Annotated in this window: 13 protein-coding genes, 1 tRNA gene and 1 pseudogene; 7 read left to right on the top strand and 8 right to left on the bottom strand. The window is 45.0% G+C overall.

Annotated elements, in window-relative coordinates:
* Position 1: 1 nt before the first annotated feature.
* Genes EPX21_RS11615 through mraZ form a run of 5 tightly spaced genes read right to left on the bottom strand, consistent with a single transcriptional unit; the run spans position 2 to position 5,329 of the window.
* Positions 2-1,465 (bottom strand): UDP-N-acetylmuramoyl-L-alanyl-D-glutamate--2,6-diaminopimelate ligase, encoded by a 1,464-nt coding sequence (locus tag EPX21_RS11615; protein WP_134089862.1) that lies wholly within the window; start codon positions 1,463-1,465, stop codon positions 2-4.
* Positions 1,462-3,543 (bottom strand): penicillin-binding protein, encoded by a 2,082-nt coding sequence (locus EPX21_RS11610; protein ID WP_134089861.1) that lies wholly within the window; start codon positions 3,541-3,543, stop codon positions 1,462-1,464. The genes EPX21_RS11615 and EPX21_RS11610 overlap by 4 nt, the downstream gene beginning before the upstream one ends.
* Positions 3,544-3,957, bottom strand: a complete 414-nt coding sequence (locus tag EPX21_RS11605) for an FtsL-like putative cell division protein (protein ID WP_134089860.1) — start codon at positions 3,955-3,957, stop codon at positions 3,544-3,546. It lies immediately after the preceding gene.
* A 3-nt stretch (positions 3,958-3,960) separates the two neighbouring features.
* A complete protein-coding gene (rsmH, locus tag EPX21_RS11600; RefSeq protein ID WP_134089859.1) occupies positions 3,961-4,872 on the bottom strand; it encodes a 16S rRNA (cytosine(1402)-N(4))-methyltransferase RsmH in 912 nt (303 codons plus the stop codon).
* Positions 4,865-5,329, bottom strand: coding sequence for a division/cell wall cluster transcriptional repressor MraZ (mraZ, locus tag EPX21_RS11595; protein WP_134089858.1), 465 nt, complete (start codon positions 5,327-5,329; stop codon positions 4,865-4,867). Before mraZ ends, rsmH begins: the two co-directional genes overlap by 8 nt.
* 421 nt (positions 5,330-5,750) lie before the next feature.
* On the opposite strand from mraZ, the gene EPX21_RS11590 reads away from it, so the two are divergent.
* Positions 5,751-6,062, top strand: coding sequence for a BON domain-containing protein (locus EPX21_RS11590; RefSeq protein ID WP_134089857.1), 312 nt, complete (start codon positions 5,751-5,753; stop codon positions 6,060-6,062).
* Between the two features lie 64 nt (positions 6,063-6,126).
* Here EPX21_RS11590 and pgk read toward each other — a convergent pair whose 3' ends face one another.
* Together pgk and gap are read right to left on the bottom strand one after the other, a co-directional pair.
* Complete coding sequence (gene pgk / locus EPX21_RS11585; RefSeq protein ID WP_134089856.1) at positions 6,127-7,317, bottom strand: phosphoglycerate kinase; 1,191 nt, start codon at positions 7,315-7,317, stop codon at positions 6,127-6,129.
* Positions 7,318-7,651: 334 nt separating this feature from the next.
* Positions 7,652-8,644 carry a type I glyceraldehyde-3-phosphate dehydrogenase gene (gap, locus tag EPX21_RS11580; protein WP_134089855.1) on the bottom strand — a complete coding sequence of 331 codons (993 nt, stop codon included), beginning with the start codon at positions 8,642-8,644 and terminating at the stop codon, positions 7,652-7,654.
* A 151-nt stretch (positions 8,645-8,795) separates the two neighbouring features.
* Between gap and EPX21_RS11575 the strand changes: the two genes are divergently transcribed.
* Positions 8,796-8,984 carry a hypothetical protein gene (locus EPX21_RS11575; protein WP_134089854.1) on the top strand — a complete coding sequence of 63 codons (189 nt, stop codon included), beginning with the start codon at positions 8,796-8,798 and terminating at the stop codon, positions 8,982-8,984.
* On the opposite strand, the gene EPX21_RS11570 is transcribed toward EPX21_RS11575, so the two are convergent.
* The gene (locus tag EPX21_RS11570; protein WP_134089853.1) at positions 8,981-9,808 is read right to left on the bottom strand and encodes an alpha/beta fold hydrolase; all 828 of its coding nucleotides are present in this window, start codon (positions 9,806-9,808) and stop codon (positions 8,981-8,983) included. The two genes, EPX21_RS11575 and EPX21_RS11570, sit on opposite strands and share 4 nt — an antisense overlap.
* 245 nt (positions 9,809-10,053) lie before the next feature.
* Here EPX21_RS11570 and EPX21_RS11565 point away from each other — a divergent pair.
* The 5 genes and pseudogenes from EPX21_RS11565 (at position 10,054) to EPX21_RS11550 (ending at position 17,142) form a co-directional block, all read left to right on the top strand.
* Positions 10,054-10,127 (top strand) — tRNA-Arg (locus EPX21_RS11565).
* A 260-nt stretch (positions 10,128-10,387) separates the two neighbouring features.
* Positions 10,388-11,104, top strand: a pseudogene (locus tag EPX21_RS23275) (PAS domain-containing protein); the annotation flags it as partial.
* Positions 11,078-11,821 (top strand): sensor histidine kinase, encoded by a 744-nt coding sequence (locus EPX21_RS23270; protein ID WP_370450979.1) that lies wholly within the window; start codon positions 11,078-11,080, stop codon positions 11,819-11,821. The pseudogene EPX21_RS23275 and the gene EPX21_RS23270, both read left to right, overlap by 27 nt.
* 655 nt (positions 11,822-12,476) lie before the next feature.
* On the top strand, positions 12,477-15,485 hold the full coding sequence (locus tag EPX21_RS11555) for a SusC/RagA family TonB-linked outer membrane protein (RefSeq protein ID WP_134089851.1): 3,009 nt from the start codon (positions 12,477-12,479) through the stop codon (positions 15,483-15,485).
* 25 nt (positions 15,486-15,510) lie between these two features.
* Complete coding sequence (locus EPX21_RS11550) at positions 15,511-17,142, top strand: RagB/SusD family nutrient uptake outer membrane protein (RefSeq protein ID WP_134089850.1); 1,632 nt, start codon at positions 15,511-15,513, stop codon at positions 17,140-17,142.
* Positions 17,143-17,288 lie beyond the last annotated feature (146 nt).

Below are 17,288 nucleotides of genomic sequence, written 5' to 3'. Positions count from 1 at the left end.
CTTAGCTTCCTAACTCTTTAAAAAGTTCACTTAATATGGCTTTATCATCGAAAGGCTTTTTTTCGCCCATGATCTCCTGATACTTCTCGTGCCCTTTCCCGGCTACCAAAATGATGTCGGTTGCTTGCGCGAGATGAACCGCCGCTTTTATCGCCTCATGCCTATCTGTAATCGAAAAAACATTTCTTCTTTTATCGGCAGGAACCCCCACCTCCATCTCCCGAATGATCTGCTGAGGATCTTCACTCCTTGGATTATCGGAAGTCAAAATCACTTTATCACTCAACTTCGCTGCAACCGCTGCCATCTCCGGCCTTTTGGTCTTATCCCTATCGCCTCCACAGCCCAATACGGTGATAATCTGTTCCTTATTTTTTCGCAACTCCACGATCGTCCTCAACACGTTTTCCACCGCATCCGGCGTATGTGCATAATCCACAATCCCCACGATACCCGTGCCCGACAATAGCGTATCAAACCTCCCCTCCGCCCCCGTTAATCGACTTAAAACCGTCAACACCTTCGTTGTATCCTGTTCCAAAAGAACCGCTACACTGTATACCGCCAATAGGTTGTACGCATTAAAGGCCCCGACCAAGCGCGTCCACACTTCCCTACCGTCAATATGCATCAACATCCCGTTGAAATGACTTTCTACAATCCTTCCTTTATAATCGGCGATATTTTTGAGACCGTAAGTCTTTTTATAAGCGCCCGTATTTTGCACCATCACCCTTCCGTGTTTATCATCGACATTGACTAAGGCAAAAGCAGATTTGGGCAAGGCATCAAAAAAAGCCTTTTTTGCTTTCAAATACGCATCGAATGTTTTGTGAAAATCAAGATGATCATGCGTCAAATTGGTAAAAACGCCTCCTACAAAAGAAAGACCCGCAATGCGATGCTGCGCAACGGCATGAGAACTTACTTCCATAAAACAATAATCGCAGCCGGCGGTCACCATCTCACTCAGCAGCGCATTCAGGCTCACGGGATCCGGTGTGGTATGCGTAGAAGCTATAACACGCCCATCAATTTTATTTTGTACCGTTGAAAGCAAACCGACACGAAAGCCCATCTCTATAAAGAGCTTGTAGAGGAGGGTCGCTACGGTCGTTTTTCCATTGGTGCCCGTCACTCCAACCAGTTTCAATTTAGTGGAGGGATTATCATAAAAATTAGCCACTATCAAACCTAGGGAAAAACTGGCGTCGTTCACTTCGATATAGGTAATATGTCCGCTGGTATCTTGTGGTAGCTGTTCGCATATTACCGCTTTTGCCCCTAAAGCAACCGCTTTGTCAATAAAAGCGTGGCCATCGGTAAGCGTACCTTTTATCGCTACAAACAAATCACCTTCTTTTACCTTACGAGAATCAAAACAAATTGCATGCACATCTACTTCCATGCTGCCCACAGCACGTTTTATAGAGACATCCCTTAATATTTTTGATAGTGCACTCATTCCAATTCAATCGTAATAGTTCCACCCTTATTAATCAGCTCGCCTGGATTAACTGATTGCCTTACCACACGGCCTTTTCCCTTCACAAAGGTCCTCATGCCAATATTCCCTAGCAGGTACATCGCGTCTTTAAGTCCCATCCCTTTTAAATCGGGCACTTTCCCTTCGGGAAGATGATCATCTGACAACAATACTTCCGCGGTGTCTTGCTTAAGGGACTGTGTTGATTTCAGCCCTAAAGCTCCGAACACGTATTGACTATCCTTTTGAAACCCGTATTTAATCGGCGGCGCCGCATCAACAGACGCCATCTGTAACTGCTTAAAATCACGATACATTCCACTGTCTCCGGCGTACACCTGCTCCGCGATTTCCTTAAAAACGGGTGCCGCCACCGTAGTGGCATAGTATCCGCCTTTCCGCGGGTTTTGTACCACAACAATCATTGAGTATTTCGGATTGTCGGCCGGAAAATAGCCGGCGAAAGACCCTTGGTACCTTCGTTTCGTTTTATACCCGGCCGCTCCGTCTGCCATTTGGGCAGTACCTGTTTTACCGGCCATCTTGAAGAGCGAATTTTTCAGTTGCTTTGCGGTCCCTTCTTCTACTACCCCTTCCAACATGCCCTTCATTTTAGCAATTGTTTGATCAGACGCAATCTTTTCATTAATTACCCTTGCCTCAAACTTTTCTATCGTATTTCCGAGACGCCGAATCTCTTTTACAAAGAGCGGCGCAATCATTTTGCCATCATTTGCTACCGCGTTGTACAAGGTAAGCATCTGTAAAGGCGTCATCTTCAGCTCATAACCGTAAGCCATTTGAGGCAGTGTCAATCCGCTCCACGACCTGCTTTTAGGCGTTTTGATCAAAGGCTGTCCTTCCCCGGGTATTTGCAGACCGAGCGGCTCATTCAAATGCATGGCGTATAAGCGGTCTGTAAAAGCGGAAGGATTCTCCTTGTAGTGCTGGTAAATCAACTTGGTTACCGCTGTATTGGACGACACCTCAAAAGCGCGTTTAACCGAAATTTTACCATCCCCTTTATGAGAATCACGAATGGTATGCCGGTACACCCTAAAGGTTCCATCTTCCGTATCCACCACATCGCTGGTATCGATTTTGCCATCCTCAATCGCAGCCATGTAAGAAGCGAGTTTAAATGTAGATCCCGGCTCGGAACTCTGCGCGATGGCATAATTGAACTTTTCTCTATAAACGCCCTCTTCCACCCTAGTGAAATTGGCTACCGCCCGTACTTCTCCCGTTGACACCTCCATCAAAATCACACAGCCATTATCTGCATCGCTGGCAATCAACTGCTTTTCAAGGGCTTTCTGTGCAATATCCTGCATATTGATGTCGATGGTCGAAATGATATCCGCCCCATCCGTTGGGGCTACTTCCGTATCCTCATTAATCGGCATCCAGCTTCCGCCGGCTATCCTTTGTACCAACCGGCTACCACTCAGTCCGTCCATGTATTCAGCATAAGCCCCCTCTAAACCAACCGGTTGCACATTGTCATTTTTATACCCGATAGTGCGCGCAGCAAGCGTTTTGAAAGGCAAAATCCGCTTATTCTTTTGCTCTGCAATAAGACCACCTTTATACTTTCCTAACTTAAATATCGGAAACGAGCGAACCGCCTTCATATCCTGAAAACTTACATTCCGCTTCACCAGAAAATAACGATTCTTGTCCTTTCTCGCCTTGCGCAACAGCCTACGGTATTGTTCAACAGACTTATCTTGAAAAAAAGAAGCCAAACTTGCAGCGAGCGAATCCACTTTAGCATAAAAGACATCGTCCTCCAAAATGCCGGGTGCCATCATATCCATGCGTACATCATACTCGGGCACTGATGTAGCCAACAAGCTGCCATCCACCGAAAAAATATTTCCGCGTGTAGCTTCCACCGTTTGATAGCGTGTAGATAAGCTATCTGCCATCGCCCGCCAGTGTGACCCTTGAACCACCTGTAGGCTGAACATTTTGTATAGGACAGCCACAGCGAAAAGCACCATCGCCCCAAAGGAGAGGTAAACACGCAACAATATGTCTGTTCTGATATTCATCTATTTGTCAACGGTATTATCTTGTCCTAAAACAATTTTCTTTGGTGGCTCCACCAAGATCTTAAGTCCGATAGTATCCACCTTTTTCGCCACCTCACTCTGCGTACTCTTCAACATGAGATCCGCCTTAAGCGACTTATATTCCCAGCTTAAATATTTCACCTCCTTTGACAAGGCATCGATCTCCCGTACACTGTCCTCCGCAAAATGCCTATTTGCTATATATATAATGGCCAAAAGAGCCAAGTAACCGATAAAGGGAACCGCCGCTACTGCCCGTGCAGCAGAAAAACCCTTAGGCGTCAGTAAGGATTTTAAAAAATCCTTTGACTCATCCACCTTCGTTTCCACCTCGTTTTCTAAGGCTTCCTGTTGCTCTTCGCTTAGTCCCTCATTTTTGTACTTGTTCAACATATGCTAACCGTTTAGCTTTTCGGCCACCCGCAACTTTGCACTTCTGGCCCGGCTGTTCTGCTTTATTTCGTCATCCGAAGCCACAACAGCCTTGCGGTACACCAGCTTAAAAGGCTTGATCTCATTTCCGTAAAAATCCTTTTCCACCTCGCCCCGAAATTTTCCTTTAGCCATAAAATTCTTCACCAACCGATCTTCGAGCGAATGGTACGACATAACCACCAGTCGCCCCCCCGGCTTCAACACCGACTCCGCCTGCATCAAAAACTCCTGCAAAGCCTCCAACTCCTTATTTACTTCTATCCGTAGCGCTTGAAACAACTGCGCATAATACTTATTTTCCTTCCCTCGGGGCACCAATTTTGACACGATCGCCTTGAGATCAGACACCGTATTGATCGGCTTTGTGAGTCGAGCCGTCACAATGATCTTTGCCAAGCTCTTCGCATTCTGAATTTCCCCATACATTCCGAACACCCGATGCAGCTCCTCCTCACTGTAGGAGTTCAACACCGCTTTTGCATCCACATCACCCACCTGATCCATGCGCATATCTAAGTCGGCATCAAAGCGAATAGAAAAACCCCTGTTCGCTTCGTCAAATTGATGAGAAGACACCCCTAAATCTGCCAAAATACCATCAACCTGTCTCACCCCATTTAAGCGGAGGTTATTCTTTAGATACCTAAAATTCTGATGGATCAAGCTAAAGCGTTCATCTTGCAAGGCATTGCTTAGCGCATCCGGGTCCTGATCAAAAGCAATCAAGCGCCCGTCCTCATTGAGCCGTTCGACAATAGCCTTTGAGTGACCGCCCCCGCCAAACGTAACATCCACATAAACGCCATCAGGCTTTATCGCGAGCGCCTCTATGCATTCCTGTAACATGACCGGCATGTGATAAGTGCTATCCATCTTGCCTTTTATTTAAGTTTCCCATTACCTCCTCTGCCAAAGAAGCAAAGTCATCCCCTTCATCATCCCATTGCGCATCATATGCATCTTTCGACCACATTTCTATTTTGTTGAACTGACTCGCCAGCACTACCTCTCCTTCTATCCCTGCATATTCCAACAAGGGTTTCGGCACCAACACCCTATTCGCGGCATCCAAGCTAAGCTCCGTAGCGCCGCGCATAAATTTTCGCACAAATTCTCTCGTCTTGCGCTCAAAAGTGTTCAACTTACTCAGCTCTTCCATGATGCGATCCCACTCTTTTCTTGGATAAATCACCAGATGCGCCTCCAAGCCTCGGTTAATGACAAGCCCCTCCCGCTCAACCTCTGGCATTTGCCTTTTGAGGCCGGCAGGTAATACCATCCTTCCTTTGGTATCCAGCTTGCATTCAAATTCTCCGAGAAAATGAGCCATCTATACAGTTTATCCAAATAATCGAATGTAAAATTAGGTAAATCTTCCACTTTCTCCCACTTTCCCCCACAAAAAAGTTTTCCACAGGGACCTCTTCCCACCGCAAGCCATTTTCTTTGCTTATTGATAACCGATAGGCCGTGGCGTAAAGCACCGTTTAAAACGCTTTAAATCTCTTTCTGCCAGTAACGCGGTGACTGATCACCCGGTAGCGGTCAAGCGGAAGAGATCTGCAACGGACGAAAAAAAATGATCAAGTATTGTAACATTTAGGTATTGTTCTTAAATTTATGGTACATTAAGAAACTGAGGAATAACAGTTTAAAACAATACGTAAGCAGAATTGTCATACAGGTACCGCCTGTATATACAAACTGAAGAGCGGCCAATTATAAATTTTAAGAATTAAATTTCAGGAGTCATGAATGCCAAGCAGTTATTCGCATTGCCTATTATAGTAATAGGGGTGTGTTTTTGGTTAACATCTTGTAGTTCCAAGTCGTTGAAAGATCAACGGGCACAACAAGAAATCGAATACGTACTCGAGCCGGGTGCTCAAGTAGTCGTAGCAGATGGCGTTGCCACATTTACCGGCACCTTTCCAGACGAAGAAAGTATGCGGGAAGCACAGGAAACAGCAAAGGGTATTAAAAGCATCAAGTCGGTAGTCAACAAGGCGACCATTGCCAGTATGGCACAAACAGCGGTGGACTCGAACGAACCCGTCCGCTAAGGCCTTTGAAAAAAAGGGCTGCATCGCTTGTGCACGATACAGCCCTTTTTAGTAGCGTGAAAAATTATTCGTTTACGGCCTTCACGCCGGGTAATTCTTTTCCTTCCATATATTCTAATAAGGCGCCCCCACCGGTGCTCACGTAGCTTACTTCCTCCGTTAAATTGAATTTAGTAACCGCTGCAGCAGAATCGCCACCACCTATCAGCGAAAAAGCACCCGCCTTAGTAGCCTCCACGACCGCATCTGCAACCGCTTTGGTACCTTTCGCGAAGGTATCCATCTCAAAAACACCCATCGGACCATTCCACAAAACCGTCTTGGACGACCTGATCACTTCAGCAAAAGCCTTTGCCGACTCCGCTCCAATGTCCAAGCCCATTTTGTCAGCCGGAATCTCATTGTTCGGTCCGTCGTAAACCGCTGCATCGTTGGCAAACTTATCGGCAATCTGTGAATCCGTGGGTAAAATCAGTTGAACGCCTTTTTCTTTCGCTTTTTCCACCAAACTATTTGCCAGATCAAGCTTATCCAGCTCCACCAATGATTGGCCGATTTCGCCACCTTTTGCTTTTACGAAGGTATAGGCCATCCCGCCTCCAATGATAAGGTTATCCACTTTATCCAAAAGCGCCTCAATCAGCTCCAATTTATCAGAAACTTTCGCTCCGCCCATGATCGCCGTAAAAGGCCTTTCAGGACTATTCAATACTTTTTCCGCATTCTTTAATTCGGCAGCCATCAAGTAACCAAAGTATTTTGCATCTGGAAAGAACTTGGCGATTACCGCCGTTGAAGCATGCGCCCTATGTGCCGTACCGAAAGCATCGTTTACGTACACATCGCCTAAAGCCGCTAGTTTCTCGGCAAAAGCTTCGTCCCCCTTTTCCTCTTCTTTGTAGAACCGTAGATTTTCTAACAGCAACACCTCACCATCCTTCAAGTTCGCTGCTTTGTCAATAGCCTCCTGTCCGATACAATCGTTCGCAAAATCAACCTGTACGCCCAGTTCCTTGGAAAGGTGATCCACGATATGTTTCAGCGAATACTTGTCGGTAGGCCCCTCTTTTGGCCGCCCCAGATGAGACATTAAGATAACGGCACCCCCGTCCTTCAAGATTTTTTCGATCGTTGGCTTGGCCCCCTTTATGCGATTATCGTCTGTGATATTAAAATTTTCATCTAATGGCACATTAAAATCAACCCGCACCAAAGCCTTTTTTCCGGAAAAATTAAAATCTTCAATAGTTTTCATTGTAATAACTTGTTTTTAAATGGCAATGAAGCTTACCCACCCACCGCAGGCAGGTATAGACCATATCTGTTCAACCCTCTCTTCGCACGGCCCCTTATGCAGGTTCCATTTTAAATATGATATGTTATACGCTTTTCTTAAGTACAAGGCCGCAAACTATCTGCATGCGCCCGCAACAAACATAGAGAAAAATGCTTGGTTCTGCAATAATGGAGTCCGCAGAAGACACGAATTAACACAGATTTTAAATGAGCCGATTTTCGTGTTTTACATTCGATATCCCAGTCGGCAAACAATCCGCATAAAGTGTTCGGAGCCTGGCCACCATCCAATGCTAGCCTTTAATCTTGAGCAGCAAATCAACAAGTCGGTTGGAATAACCGAATTCATTGTCATACCAGCCCACCACCTTTACCAGGCCACCCACCACCGACGTTAACTGTGCATCGAAAACACATGAGAAGGGCGAATTAATTATGTCTATCGACACGATTGGATCCTCCGTGTATTGCAGAATACCCTTTAGATCCTGCTTCGCGGCAAGCGCGAAGGCCTCGTTAATTTCGGCAACCGACGGCTGTTTCTCCAAGGTACAGGTAAAATCCGTCAAGGAACCGTTTAGCACAGGTACGCGAATACCGGCACCGCCCAACTTTCCTTCCAAATGAGGAAACACGTTCGTAACCGCCTTGGCAGCGCCCGTGGTGGTGGGTATAATAGATGCCGATGCAGCCCGGGCCCTCCTCAGGTCCTTATGCGCGGCATCGTGTAGGTTTTGATCGCCCGTCATGGAATGCACCGTGGTAATATAGCCGTCAACAATCTTCCAATGGGCGTCCAACACCTTAATAAGCGGAGCTACATTGTTTGTAGTACAGGAAGCGTTCGACAAAATCGGCGTGCTCCAGTCAATCACCGCATCGTTCACGCCCAGCACCACCGTTGGCACCTCCTTATCCGGCGACGGAGCTGAGATCAAGACCTGCTTTGCTCCTGCCTTCAGGTGTTGGGCAGCTAAAGCGTGCGTCGTAAATCTACCGGTACTTTCCACCACCACATCAACCTGTAGGGCCTTCCAAGGGAGATCCGTAGGAGCGTGCTCATTAACCACCTTAATCTGTTTACCGTTCACCAGCAGCGTGTCGCCCTCTACCATCACGTCGCCCACAAACGCTCCGTGCACCGAATCGTACTTAAATAAATGAGCTAGCGTCTGTACATCTGCCAAATCGTTGATGGCCACCACATCAATGGCACTATCTCTCCGTATTAAATTGCGTAAAGTATTCCGACCGATACGGCCAAAACCGTTAATAGCTACCCTCATCTGTTTTTATATATTAGCAAACGGCAAATCTACGGATAAATGCCCAAGCCGATAAAACAAATCAATAGGTTTTCCTGTTAAATCAACGTAAATAGTACGTGGGATAAAACCACCGCTAGGTTTCCGCGCTAAGAAAAACATTTATTCCAAAATGAAAAAAGATAAAGACACCAGCAAATTCGAGCCCGTCGATTCTGATGAATCTACGCCAGAGGACAATAAAGTAGTAAAGAAGAAGCACGACTCTCAGTACAAAGAGGAGCCCGCTACTCTTCAAAACCCGGCGGAAAAGAGAAAATACAGCGAACAGCCGCCTACAAAGCACAATACACATAACTAAGCCAACTTGGCTAAGTATTGAATTAAAGCCTGATTGAATTTTTCCGGCGCTTCCAGGTTCGGAAGATGCCCACATTGGTCGATTTCCTCCAAATCTGCAAATTTAATTTGCTCCTTTAGTGCATTCGCCTGTTCGCGCGTCATTAGTTTGTCTTCACTCCCTCTTATAATCAGACAGGGGAAAGATATCGAAGTTAAGCTATCCGTTGTATCCGTCCTTGAAGCCAAGGCCAGCAGTGTCGCACAAATACTGCGCACGTCGTTTCTACGGATACTGCTACGAATCAGCTCCACCTCCTCCGGTCGGCTAAGCAAACTCGACGCAGAAAAAACATTTTTCACAAAACCGATAGCAAACGTTCGTCTGCCATATTTCAATACCGACTGTATGGTGTCAAAACGCTTGATCTTGGCCTCATTTGAGTCGGCTTCAGCATTGGTATCCGCCAATACCATCCCATAAAAACGAGAGGGAGCTATCTGTAGGGCGCGCAATGCGATGTAACCACCCATGGAAATACCGCAAAGCACCACTTTTGTCAATCCTAGTTTTTCTATAAAAGCAATTAAATCGCGTGCGAAGACGTCTATGCTAAAATAACCATGCCCGCTGGTACTTCCACCGTGGCCCCGCACATCAACAGCAATGCCTCTTATTCCATTGGGAAGTGCCTCAAGCTGATAATGCCACATGTTTTTACTAAAAGGAAATCCGTGGATAAAGATGACTGTTTTATGGGGCCGAACTTCATCTTTTAGCAAATAAGAAATGCTGATATCGCCAACACGTATTTTTTTTCTTTGCAAAGGAAAGTTGTTGTACATGTTCTTTTAACTTCAAAACTAGCGATAAGTTTGGTCAAAATAAACATTTAGGCTGCATATTCTATGCCAGGACCTGCCACTAACGCTTAGGGCCGAAAATCACCTGCTGGAGGAACCATTATCGCTATTTTTTTTAACCACGTACTCAGGGCTTTAAGGTAAAAGCAAAAAACCTGATTACTATTTTTGTGCGATTATTTTGGATTTTTAATAATCGTTTATATCTTTGCATTCCAATTCGGAACGCACTTGTAGCTTAATTGGATAGAGCACCTGACTACGGATCAGGAGGTTAGGGGTTCGACTCCCTTCAAGTGCACTTAAAGGGGAAATCAAATGATTTCCCCTTTTTCGTTTAAGCCTAAAAACCATCTTCACCATAGCGTGGCTTGCCCATTATTTCTCACTTACTTATCGAAGCGCTGTTTTATTAAACAATTTGCAATGTTGAATTTTTATATATAGTAGACATTTGAATATTATGGAAAATAAGTTCGATAGAGAAGCCGGTACGACAAAAAAAGAAACAAAAGAGATAGCAGGGAACAGGAGTTTTTCAGAAGGGACGATTCATTCTATAAAAACGTATTCGAGAGCCTGGAAGATTATGCCCTTTTCACAACAGACACAAAGGGTCTCATCAATACATGGAATGTCGGCGCCGAAAGAATCTTGGGGTATACTGAGCAAGATATAATAGGAACACACTTCGCTATAATTTTCACCGCCGAAGATAGGAAGAGTAAACAAGCACAAAAGGAAATCAACGCCGCCCTGTCAGAAGGAAAAGCAGTGGATGAGCGCTATCATATACGCAAAGACGGATCAACGTTTTGGGCGCAGGGTATGTTATTCCCTCTGCACGATGAGCAGGATAAGCTTTTGGGATTCACCAAGATTTTACGTGATTACACCCATAAGAAAGAAAAAGAGGACCTTTTAAAAAGCAACTTAACGTATGCAGACAGCATTATCAACACGGTGAGGGAGCCCGTATTGGTACTTGATGCCAAACTTATTGTACGCAAAGCCAATAGGGCATTTTACCGGACCTTCCAGGTCAGTCGAGAAGAAACACTTGAGCGTTACATTTATGAGCTAGGCAATCGACAATGGGATATCCCAGCTTTACGGCAGTTATTGGAGACCATTATTCCGGAAAACACGCATTTTGAGGATTATGAAATTACGCATCATTTTGAAAAAATAGGAAAAAAAAGCATGCTGCTAAACGCGAGAAAACTATATCGAGTGGAAAGCGACACCCAAATGCTGTTAATGGCTTTCGAAGATATTACCAAGGAAAAGGAACTAGAAACGTTGAAAGATAATTTCATTAGCGTAGCCAGCCATGAACTGAAAACGCCTATCACGGCAGCTTGGGGCTATATACAATTGTTTGAAAGACAGATTGAACACTTAAGTTTAGCGCCAGCGCCTACTACTTCGATGGAAAAAACCAAACAACAGCTTCTCAAGCTAAACGATATGGTTCATCAACTGCTCGATCTCTCCAAGGTTACTTCGGGCACGCATCCCCTTGACTTCACGGAGTTTTCCATGGATACACTGGTTCGAGAAGTTATTGAAAATCATACACTTATTAATCCTGACGCCGAGATCCATATACACGGTTCGGTAGGAAGAAATATAAGCGCTGACCGGCTACGGATTGAGCAGGTGCTTAACAACCTGATCGGGAATGCCATCAAATACTGTTTTGGAAGCGCGCGCGTGCATATCGAACTATCGGTTACCGACAATTCCAGCTCTGTTCAAGTATGCATCAGCGATAACGGCATTGGCATTCCTGTTGGCGAAAAGGAGCGGCTTTTTGGGCTTTTTTCCAGGGCAAGCAACGCCATTCGGCGAAAAATCCCCGGAGTCGGGCTGGGCTTAAACATTTCTTCAGAAATTATAAAAAAACATGGCGGCAATATATGGGTGGAGAGTGACGGTACAAACGGAAGCACATTCTGCTTTACGATTCCGATAGACGCTTCAATGGAATAGGAGTTTGGAAAAACACCGAAACAGTTTACAGCGGGAAACCTGGCACACGCTCAACATGAAAGGGCCAAAACCTATATACTGGATGGTTTAAAGCCATCTCAAAATTCGATTTGGCCGCCATTGTTACATTTGGCTAGACGGATCTCGAACCGCTAAAACGAAACAGCGTTGCCGGCGGGCGACTTAAAATAGTCAAAAAAAGCAAGAAAAACAAAAAAATTATTTGGCTTTTAACTTAACCGTTCATTAGATTTGCTCTCAACCAATAGATATACTAATATTATAAGCCATAAAGCCATGAACATAGCCATTATTAACCGACATCAATTTTTTTTTTCGTTTCCAAAAAGTGTGTAATAAACACTTAATATCCGATGTCTGCCGACAGTCTTTCATAAAATGTGTTAACAGCCAACTCTCGGAAAGTTGGAATATCGAGAAGGCGTCTTGACATCTGCCAAGCGGAAAGAAGCATTCAAACCGTTTTACGTAAGAATTTGTAAGATCTTCCCTTTCCAAGCTTGATCATCTCAGCGACATACAGCTGTCGAACATCGATAAAAACCATTTTTTTAACTTTTTAAATAAACGTCAAATGCACAATTAAATACAGCGAGCTAATTTTCACCATCACACTAACCATAAAACCATTATTATGAACAGTTGCAATTTGAAAACTAGAAAGATTAATCGCTATTTGGTTATCTTTTTATGGAGTCTTTTATCAGCGCTTTATACAAACGCGCAAACAAATTTACTGGACATCAGCGGAACGGTAAAAGACGAACAGGGTTCACCGCTTGCCGGAGTTTCCATAAACGCAAAGTTATCCGGCCGGGGCGCTACAACAACCGAAAATGGTATTTTTACGCTCAAAGCGGATATCCGCGACACCCTTACTTTCATATTTATCGGTTATGATTCTCAAAAAGTACCCGTAAATAATCGGCAAACGATTCATGTACAGCTTTCCCCGAATAACGAACAATTGTCCGAAGTGGTCGTCATAGGTTATGGACAGCAAAGAAAAGGCGACCTTACAAGTTCCGTAGCGACGGTAACCGCCGAAAACTTTGTCAAGGCTCCTGTGCAGGATGCCGGACAACTGTTACAGGGTAAAGTCGCCGGACTGAGCATTGGAACACCCAGCGGAAACCCCACCGCCAACAGCCAGATATTGCTACGCGGAAACACCACCCTCTTCGGCGCCAACAGCGACCCGCTTGTCATTATTGATGGTATCCCCGGAACTTTGAAAACAGTCGCTCCCGAAGATATAGAAACCATTGATGTATTGAAGGATGGATCTGCGGCGGCCATTTATGGGGTGCGGGGAACCAACGGCGTTATTATTATAACGACTAAAAGAGCAAAGGGAATGGACGTTAACGTGGTCGATTATGCGGGATCGGCCAGCACACAAACCGTTCTAAGAAAGCCCAAGCTTCTATCCGCAGACAACTACCGTCGACAGATCGCCGCTGGCTTACGCGAGGTGTCCTGGGATCACGGCGACCAGACCGACTGGTTAAAGGAAATATCGCAAACACCGCTAACCCATATTCATAACCTCACTTTTCGCGGAGGAAGCAACAAAACCAACTATCTTGCATCAGCAAATTATCGCTACCTAGAAGGAATATTAAAGCGATCGGACAATCAAACCTTCACTGGCCGGGTCGATATAAATCATAGTATGTTGGATGACAAACTGCGATTCAATCTTAGTCTACTGAACCAGACCAACAAATTCACCCAAACACAGGACGGAGGGACCTTCAACGGTTATACGTATCGCCAAGCACTTATCTACAACCCAACTTCGCCGATTTATGACGATAATGGCAATTGGTTCGAACAACCCAGCAATTTTAATTATGAAAATCCCTTATCTCGCTTGTATGAGAGCGACGGTCTCACCCGATCGGTAAACTCGAGAATGGCGGCCACTGTTAGCTATAATCCGATACAGGATCTAAAGTTGAATGCGTTGTTTTCTTATTCTCGGGATAATCTAACTGCCGGTTACGCAGAGACCAAACGCCATATATCGACTATTCGCGATAGCCGGAATGCTTATGCTTCGCTCGGTGACCGCCTCACTATCGATCGGCTCGTAGAATTAACGGCCGAGTATTCTAAAACCGTCGGTCGACATCGCGGAAACATTTTAGGCGGCTATGGTTATCAGGATAATGAAACCTCAAGTAATTTTATCCAAAACTGGGACTTTCCAAGTGATGTATTCGGCTATAACAATATAGGGCTTGGCAATGCCATCAAAGACGGGAAGGGAGCTATTGGGAGTGACAAATTTGCGACGAACTTGATCAGCTTTTTCGGACGGATTACTTACAGTTATGCGGACAAGTATCTATTGCTGGCCAGTGTGCGCCATGAAGGCGCCAGCCAACTCATGGGAGCCCGAAGCCCATGGGGAACATTTGTTGCTGTATCAGGCGGTTGGCGCATTTCGAACGAGACATTTATGGCCAATCAAACTCTTTTTGACGACTTAAAGTTGAGAGCGGGATATGGTGTCACCGGAAATCCGCCGGCCGTAAATGCGACTTCTAACCCCTATTTGGCACAAGCACAACTCGGTTATGGCGGCTATATCTATTCCAATGGCCGATGGGTACAATCGTTGGGTCCCACCACCAATCCCAACCCATACATACGATGGGAGGAAAAACATGAAAGTAATTTCGGTTTGGATTTCAGCATGCTGAAAGGCCGTATCAGTGGAAATGTAGATTATTACATACGGGATATCAAAGGTTTACTATATGATTACCAAGTACCCAGCCCCCCTAATTTGGTCACCACTACCCGCGCCAATGTCGGTACCATGCGTAACAATGGTCTAGAGGTAAATCTGAATCTTGTTCCGATTCGTCGTGACGATTTCGAATGGAATACCAGCTTTCTGTTTTCCACCAATAAAAACAAGTTGATCAGCCTTTCCAACGAGCTATATCAAACTACCAATAATTACTTTACGGCAGGTTCTACAGGGGAACCGATTCAAACCTTCACCCATATCGTCTACATCGGTCAACAAATAGGCGATTTTTACGGATTCAAAGTAATAGATATCGATGAGTCCGGTAAATGGATATACGAAGGAGCCGATGGTAGCCCTATTCCCTATGACGACTTTAACCATAGCTTTGAAGAGAAAAAAGTGCTAGGTAATGGCTTACCGAAGTATTATGCCGGCTGGAACAACAACTTCCGTTACAAGAATCTAGATCTTTCCGTCACCATGCGGGGCGCCTTTGATTATCAGATATTGAACTTTCAACGCATGTATCTGGAAAACCCAACCCTTCAGAACTACAATCGTCTGGCGTCTTCAGAGGAACCCGTTTTCGGTAAATCTCTATTATCAGCACCCTTGGAATACAATAGCTATTATGTAGAAAACGGAGATCATTGGAAAATCGATAATATCACCTTGGGATATACTTTCGACAATATCAAAAATAAAGTGATCAAGGGGGCCCGTATTTATGCCGCGTCGCTCAACACCTTCATCATAACGGGATACCAAGGAATTGATCCCGAAGTAAATCGTCTGGGGCTCGACCCAGGCAATGACGATCGTGATAAATATCCAACAACGCGGACGTTTACCCTCGGGGTGAATATAAGTTTTTAATTTTTAACCCTAAATGGCCTCAAAAATGAAACGACACAACGCAATTGCTAAATCAGTGATATTGGGACTTTCCCTATGTACGGTGCTAGCATGTACGAAGTTGAAAGACGACTCGTATACTACAATTATTACAGATAAATTTCAACCTACGGAAGAGGACCTGACCTCTCTTGTAGGCACAGCATACTCCAATTGGCGTTTTGTATTGCTCGATTGGGATGGCGTATGGCGGGCACAGGAACTCAGTGCCGATCAACAAGTGATTCCTGCCCGCCCGAACGGTTGGGTAGATGGAGGTATTTACAAAAGAATACATCAACATCAGTGGACTTCCGATGAGGGGATTGTGGTTCAGGCTTGGAACCGGACTTATGCCGGCATCACCAATTGCAACCGTCTGATTTATCAGATTGAATCGGATGCTATTCCGGCGCAGGACAATAAAGAAGCCATTCTTGCAGAACTAAAAATCTTGCGCGCATCATATTACTATATCCTTTGCGATATGTTCGGTAACGTTCCAATTGTCACGCAGTTCAACCTTCCGGAAGGATTTTTACCAGAGCAGAGCAGTCGGAAAGAAGTATATGACTTCATAATCAGCGAAATTGAATCTAACATCGACTTATTGACGGAAGAAAATAACGCAAGCACATACGGTAAATTCAACAAATGGGCTGCCTATACATTATTGGCAAAGACCTATCTTAACGCTGAAGTTTATAGCGGTGTGGCCCAATGGCAGAAATGTCTGGAAGCGTGTGACGCTATAATAAATTCAAGCGCAGGATACATTTTGGAAGGTGACCAGAAGAACGTCTTTCTGACCGAAAATGAAAATTCCAAAGAGATTGTTTTTGCATTACCGCTCGATGAAAACTTTACCAATGAATGGAATGCTTTCGATCTCCATATGCAGTCCCTCTCTCCCGAAAACCAAGCCACTTATAACCTCTTAACAGCGCCCTGGGGCGGCATGTGTGCTGTACCGCAATTTATTCAGTCATACGACATAGATGATATACGCATGAAGCAGAACTGGATACAGGGACAGCAATATACTGCCTCTGGACAGATTCTCCTATGCGCATTAGGGGCCTATTCCGGCGAACCGCTTAATTATATCAATGAAGTGCCTTCCATCGATGCATCAGAAGCTATACACGGCTTTCGGCTAGGCAAATTTGAAATCAAACAAGGTGCCGCAGTTCAGCTGAGCAACGACTATCCGGTGTATCGCTATGCAGAGGTGCTTATGATGAAAGCCGAATGTCTGTTGCGACTGGGAAGAGCCGATGAAGCCGCAGCAATTGTTACCAATGTACGACAACGTGCGTTTCCCGAACATCCGGAAAAAGCCGTGGTCAGCGGCAATGAACTAGCGCAAGGCAGTAGATACGATTATGGACAAAGAGATAGCTACGGCAGTACACAAGAAGGTGGAAATGACATCCGCTTCGGTCGTTTTCTGGATGAGCTAGGATGGGAATTCGATCAGGAAGCCCATCGTAGAACCGATTTGATCCGCTTCGGTGCTTTCACTACTAAATCATGGTTTTCACATCGTGCTACGGGCAATATCGAAAAACAGCTGTTCCCGATTCCCCGGGTAGCACTGAACACGAACCCCCAACTTAAACAGAACCCCGGCTATTGACTTTTTAATCCGCAACAGGAAACAGAAACCGTTTAGAGACATAATTAATTTTTTTGACATGAAACGTTTCATATACTCTAATAAATTACAAGTTTCTAGGCCACTATTTTTTCGGAGCCGTTTACATTTTTGTTAATTTCTCTTGG

Origin of the sequence: Olivibacter sp. XZL3 (assembly GCF_004368405.1) — a bacterium.
GTDB lineage: Bacteria > Bacteroidota > Bacteroidia > Sphingobacteriales > Sphingobacteriaceae > Olivibacter.
This window is presented reverse-complemented; position numbering and strand designations above follow the sequence as displayed.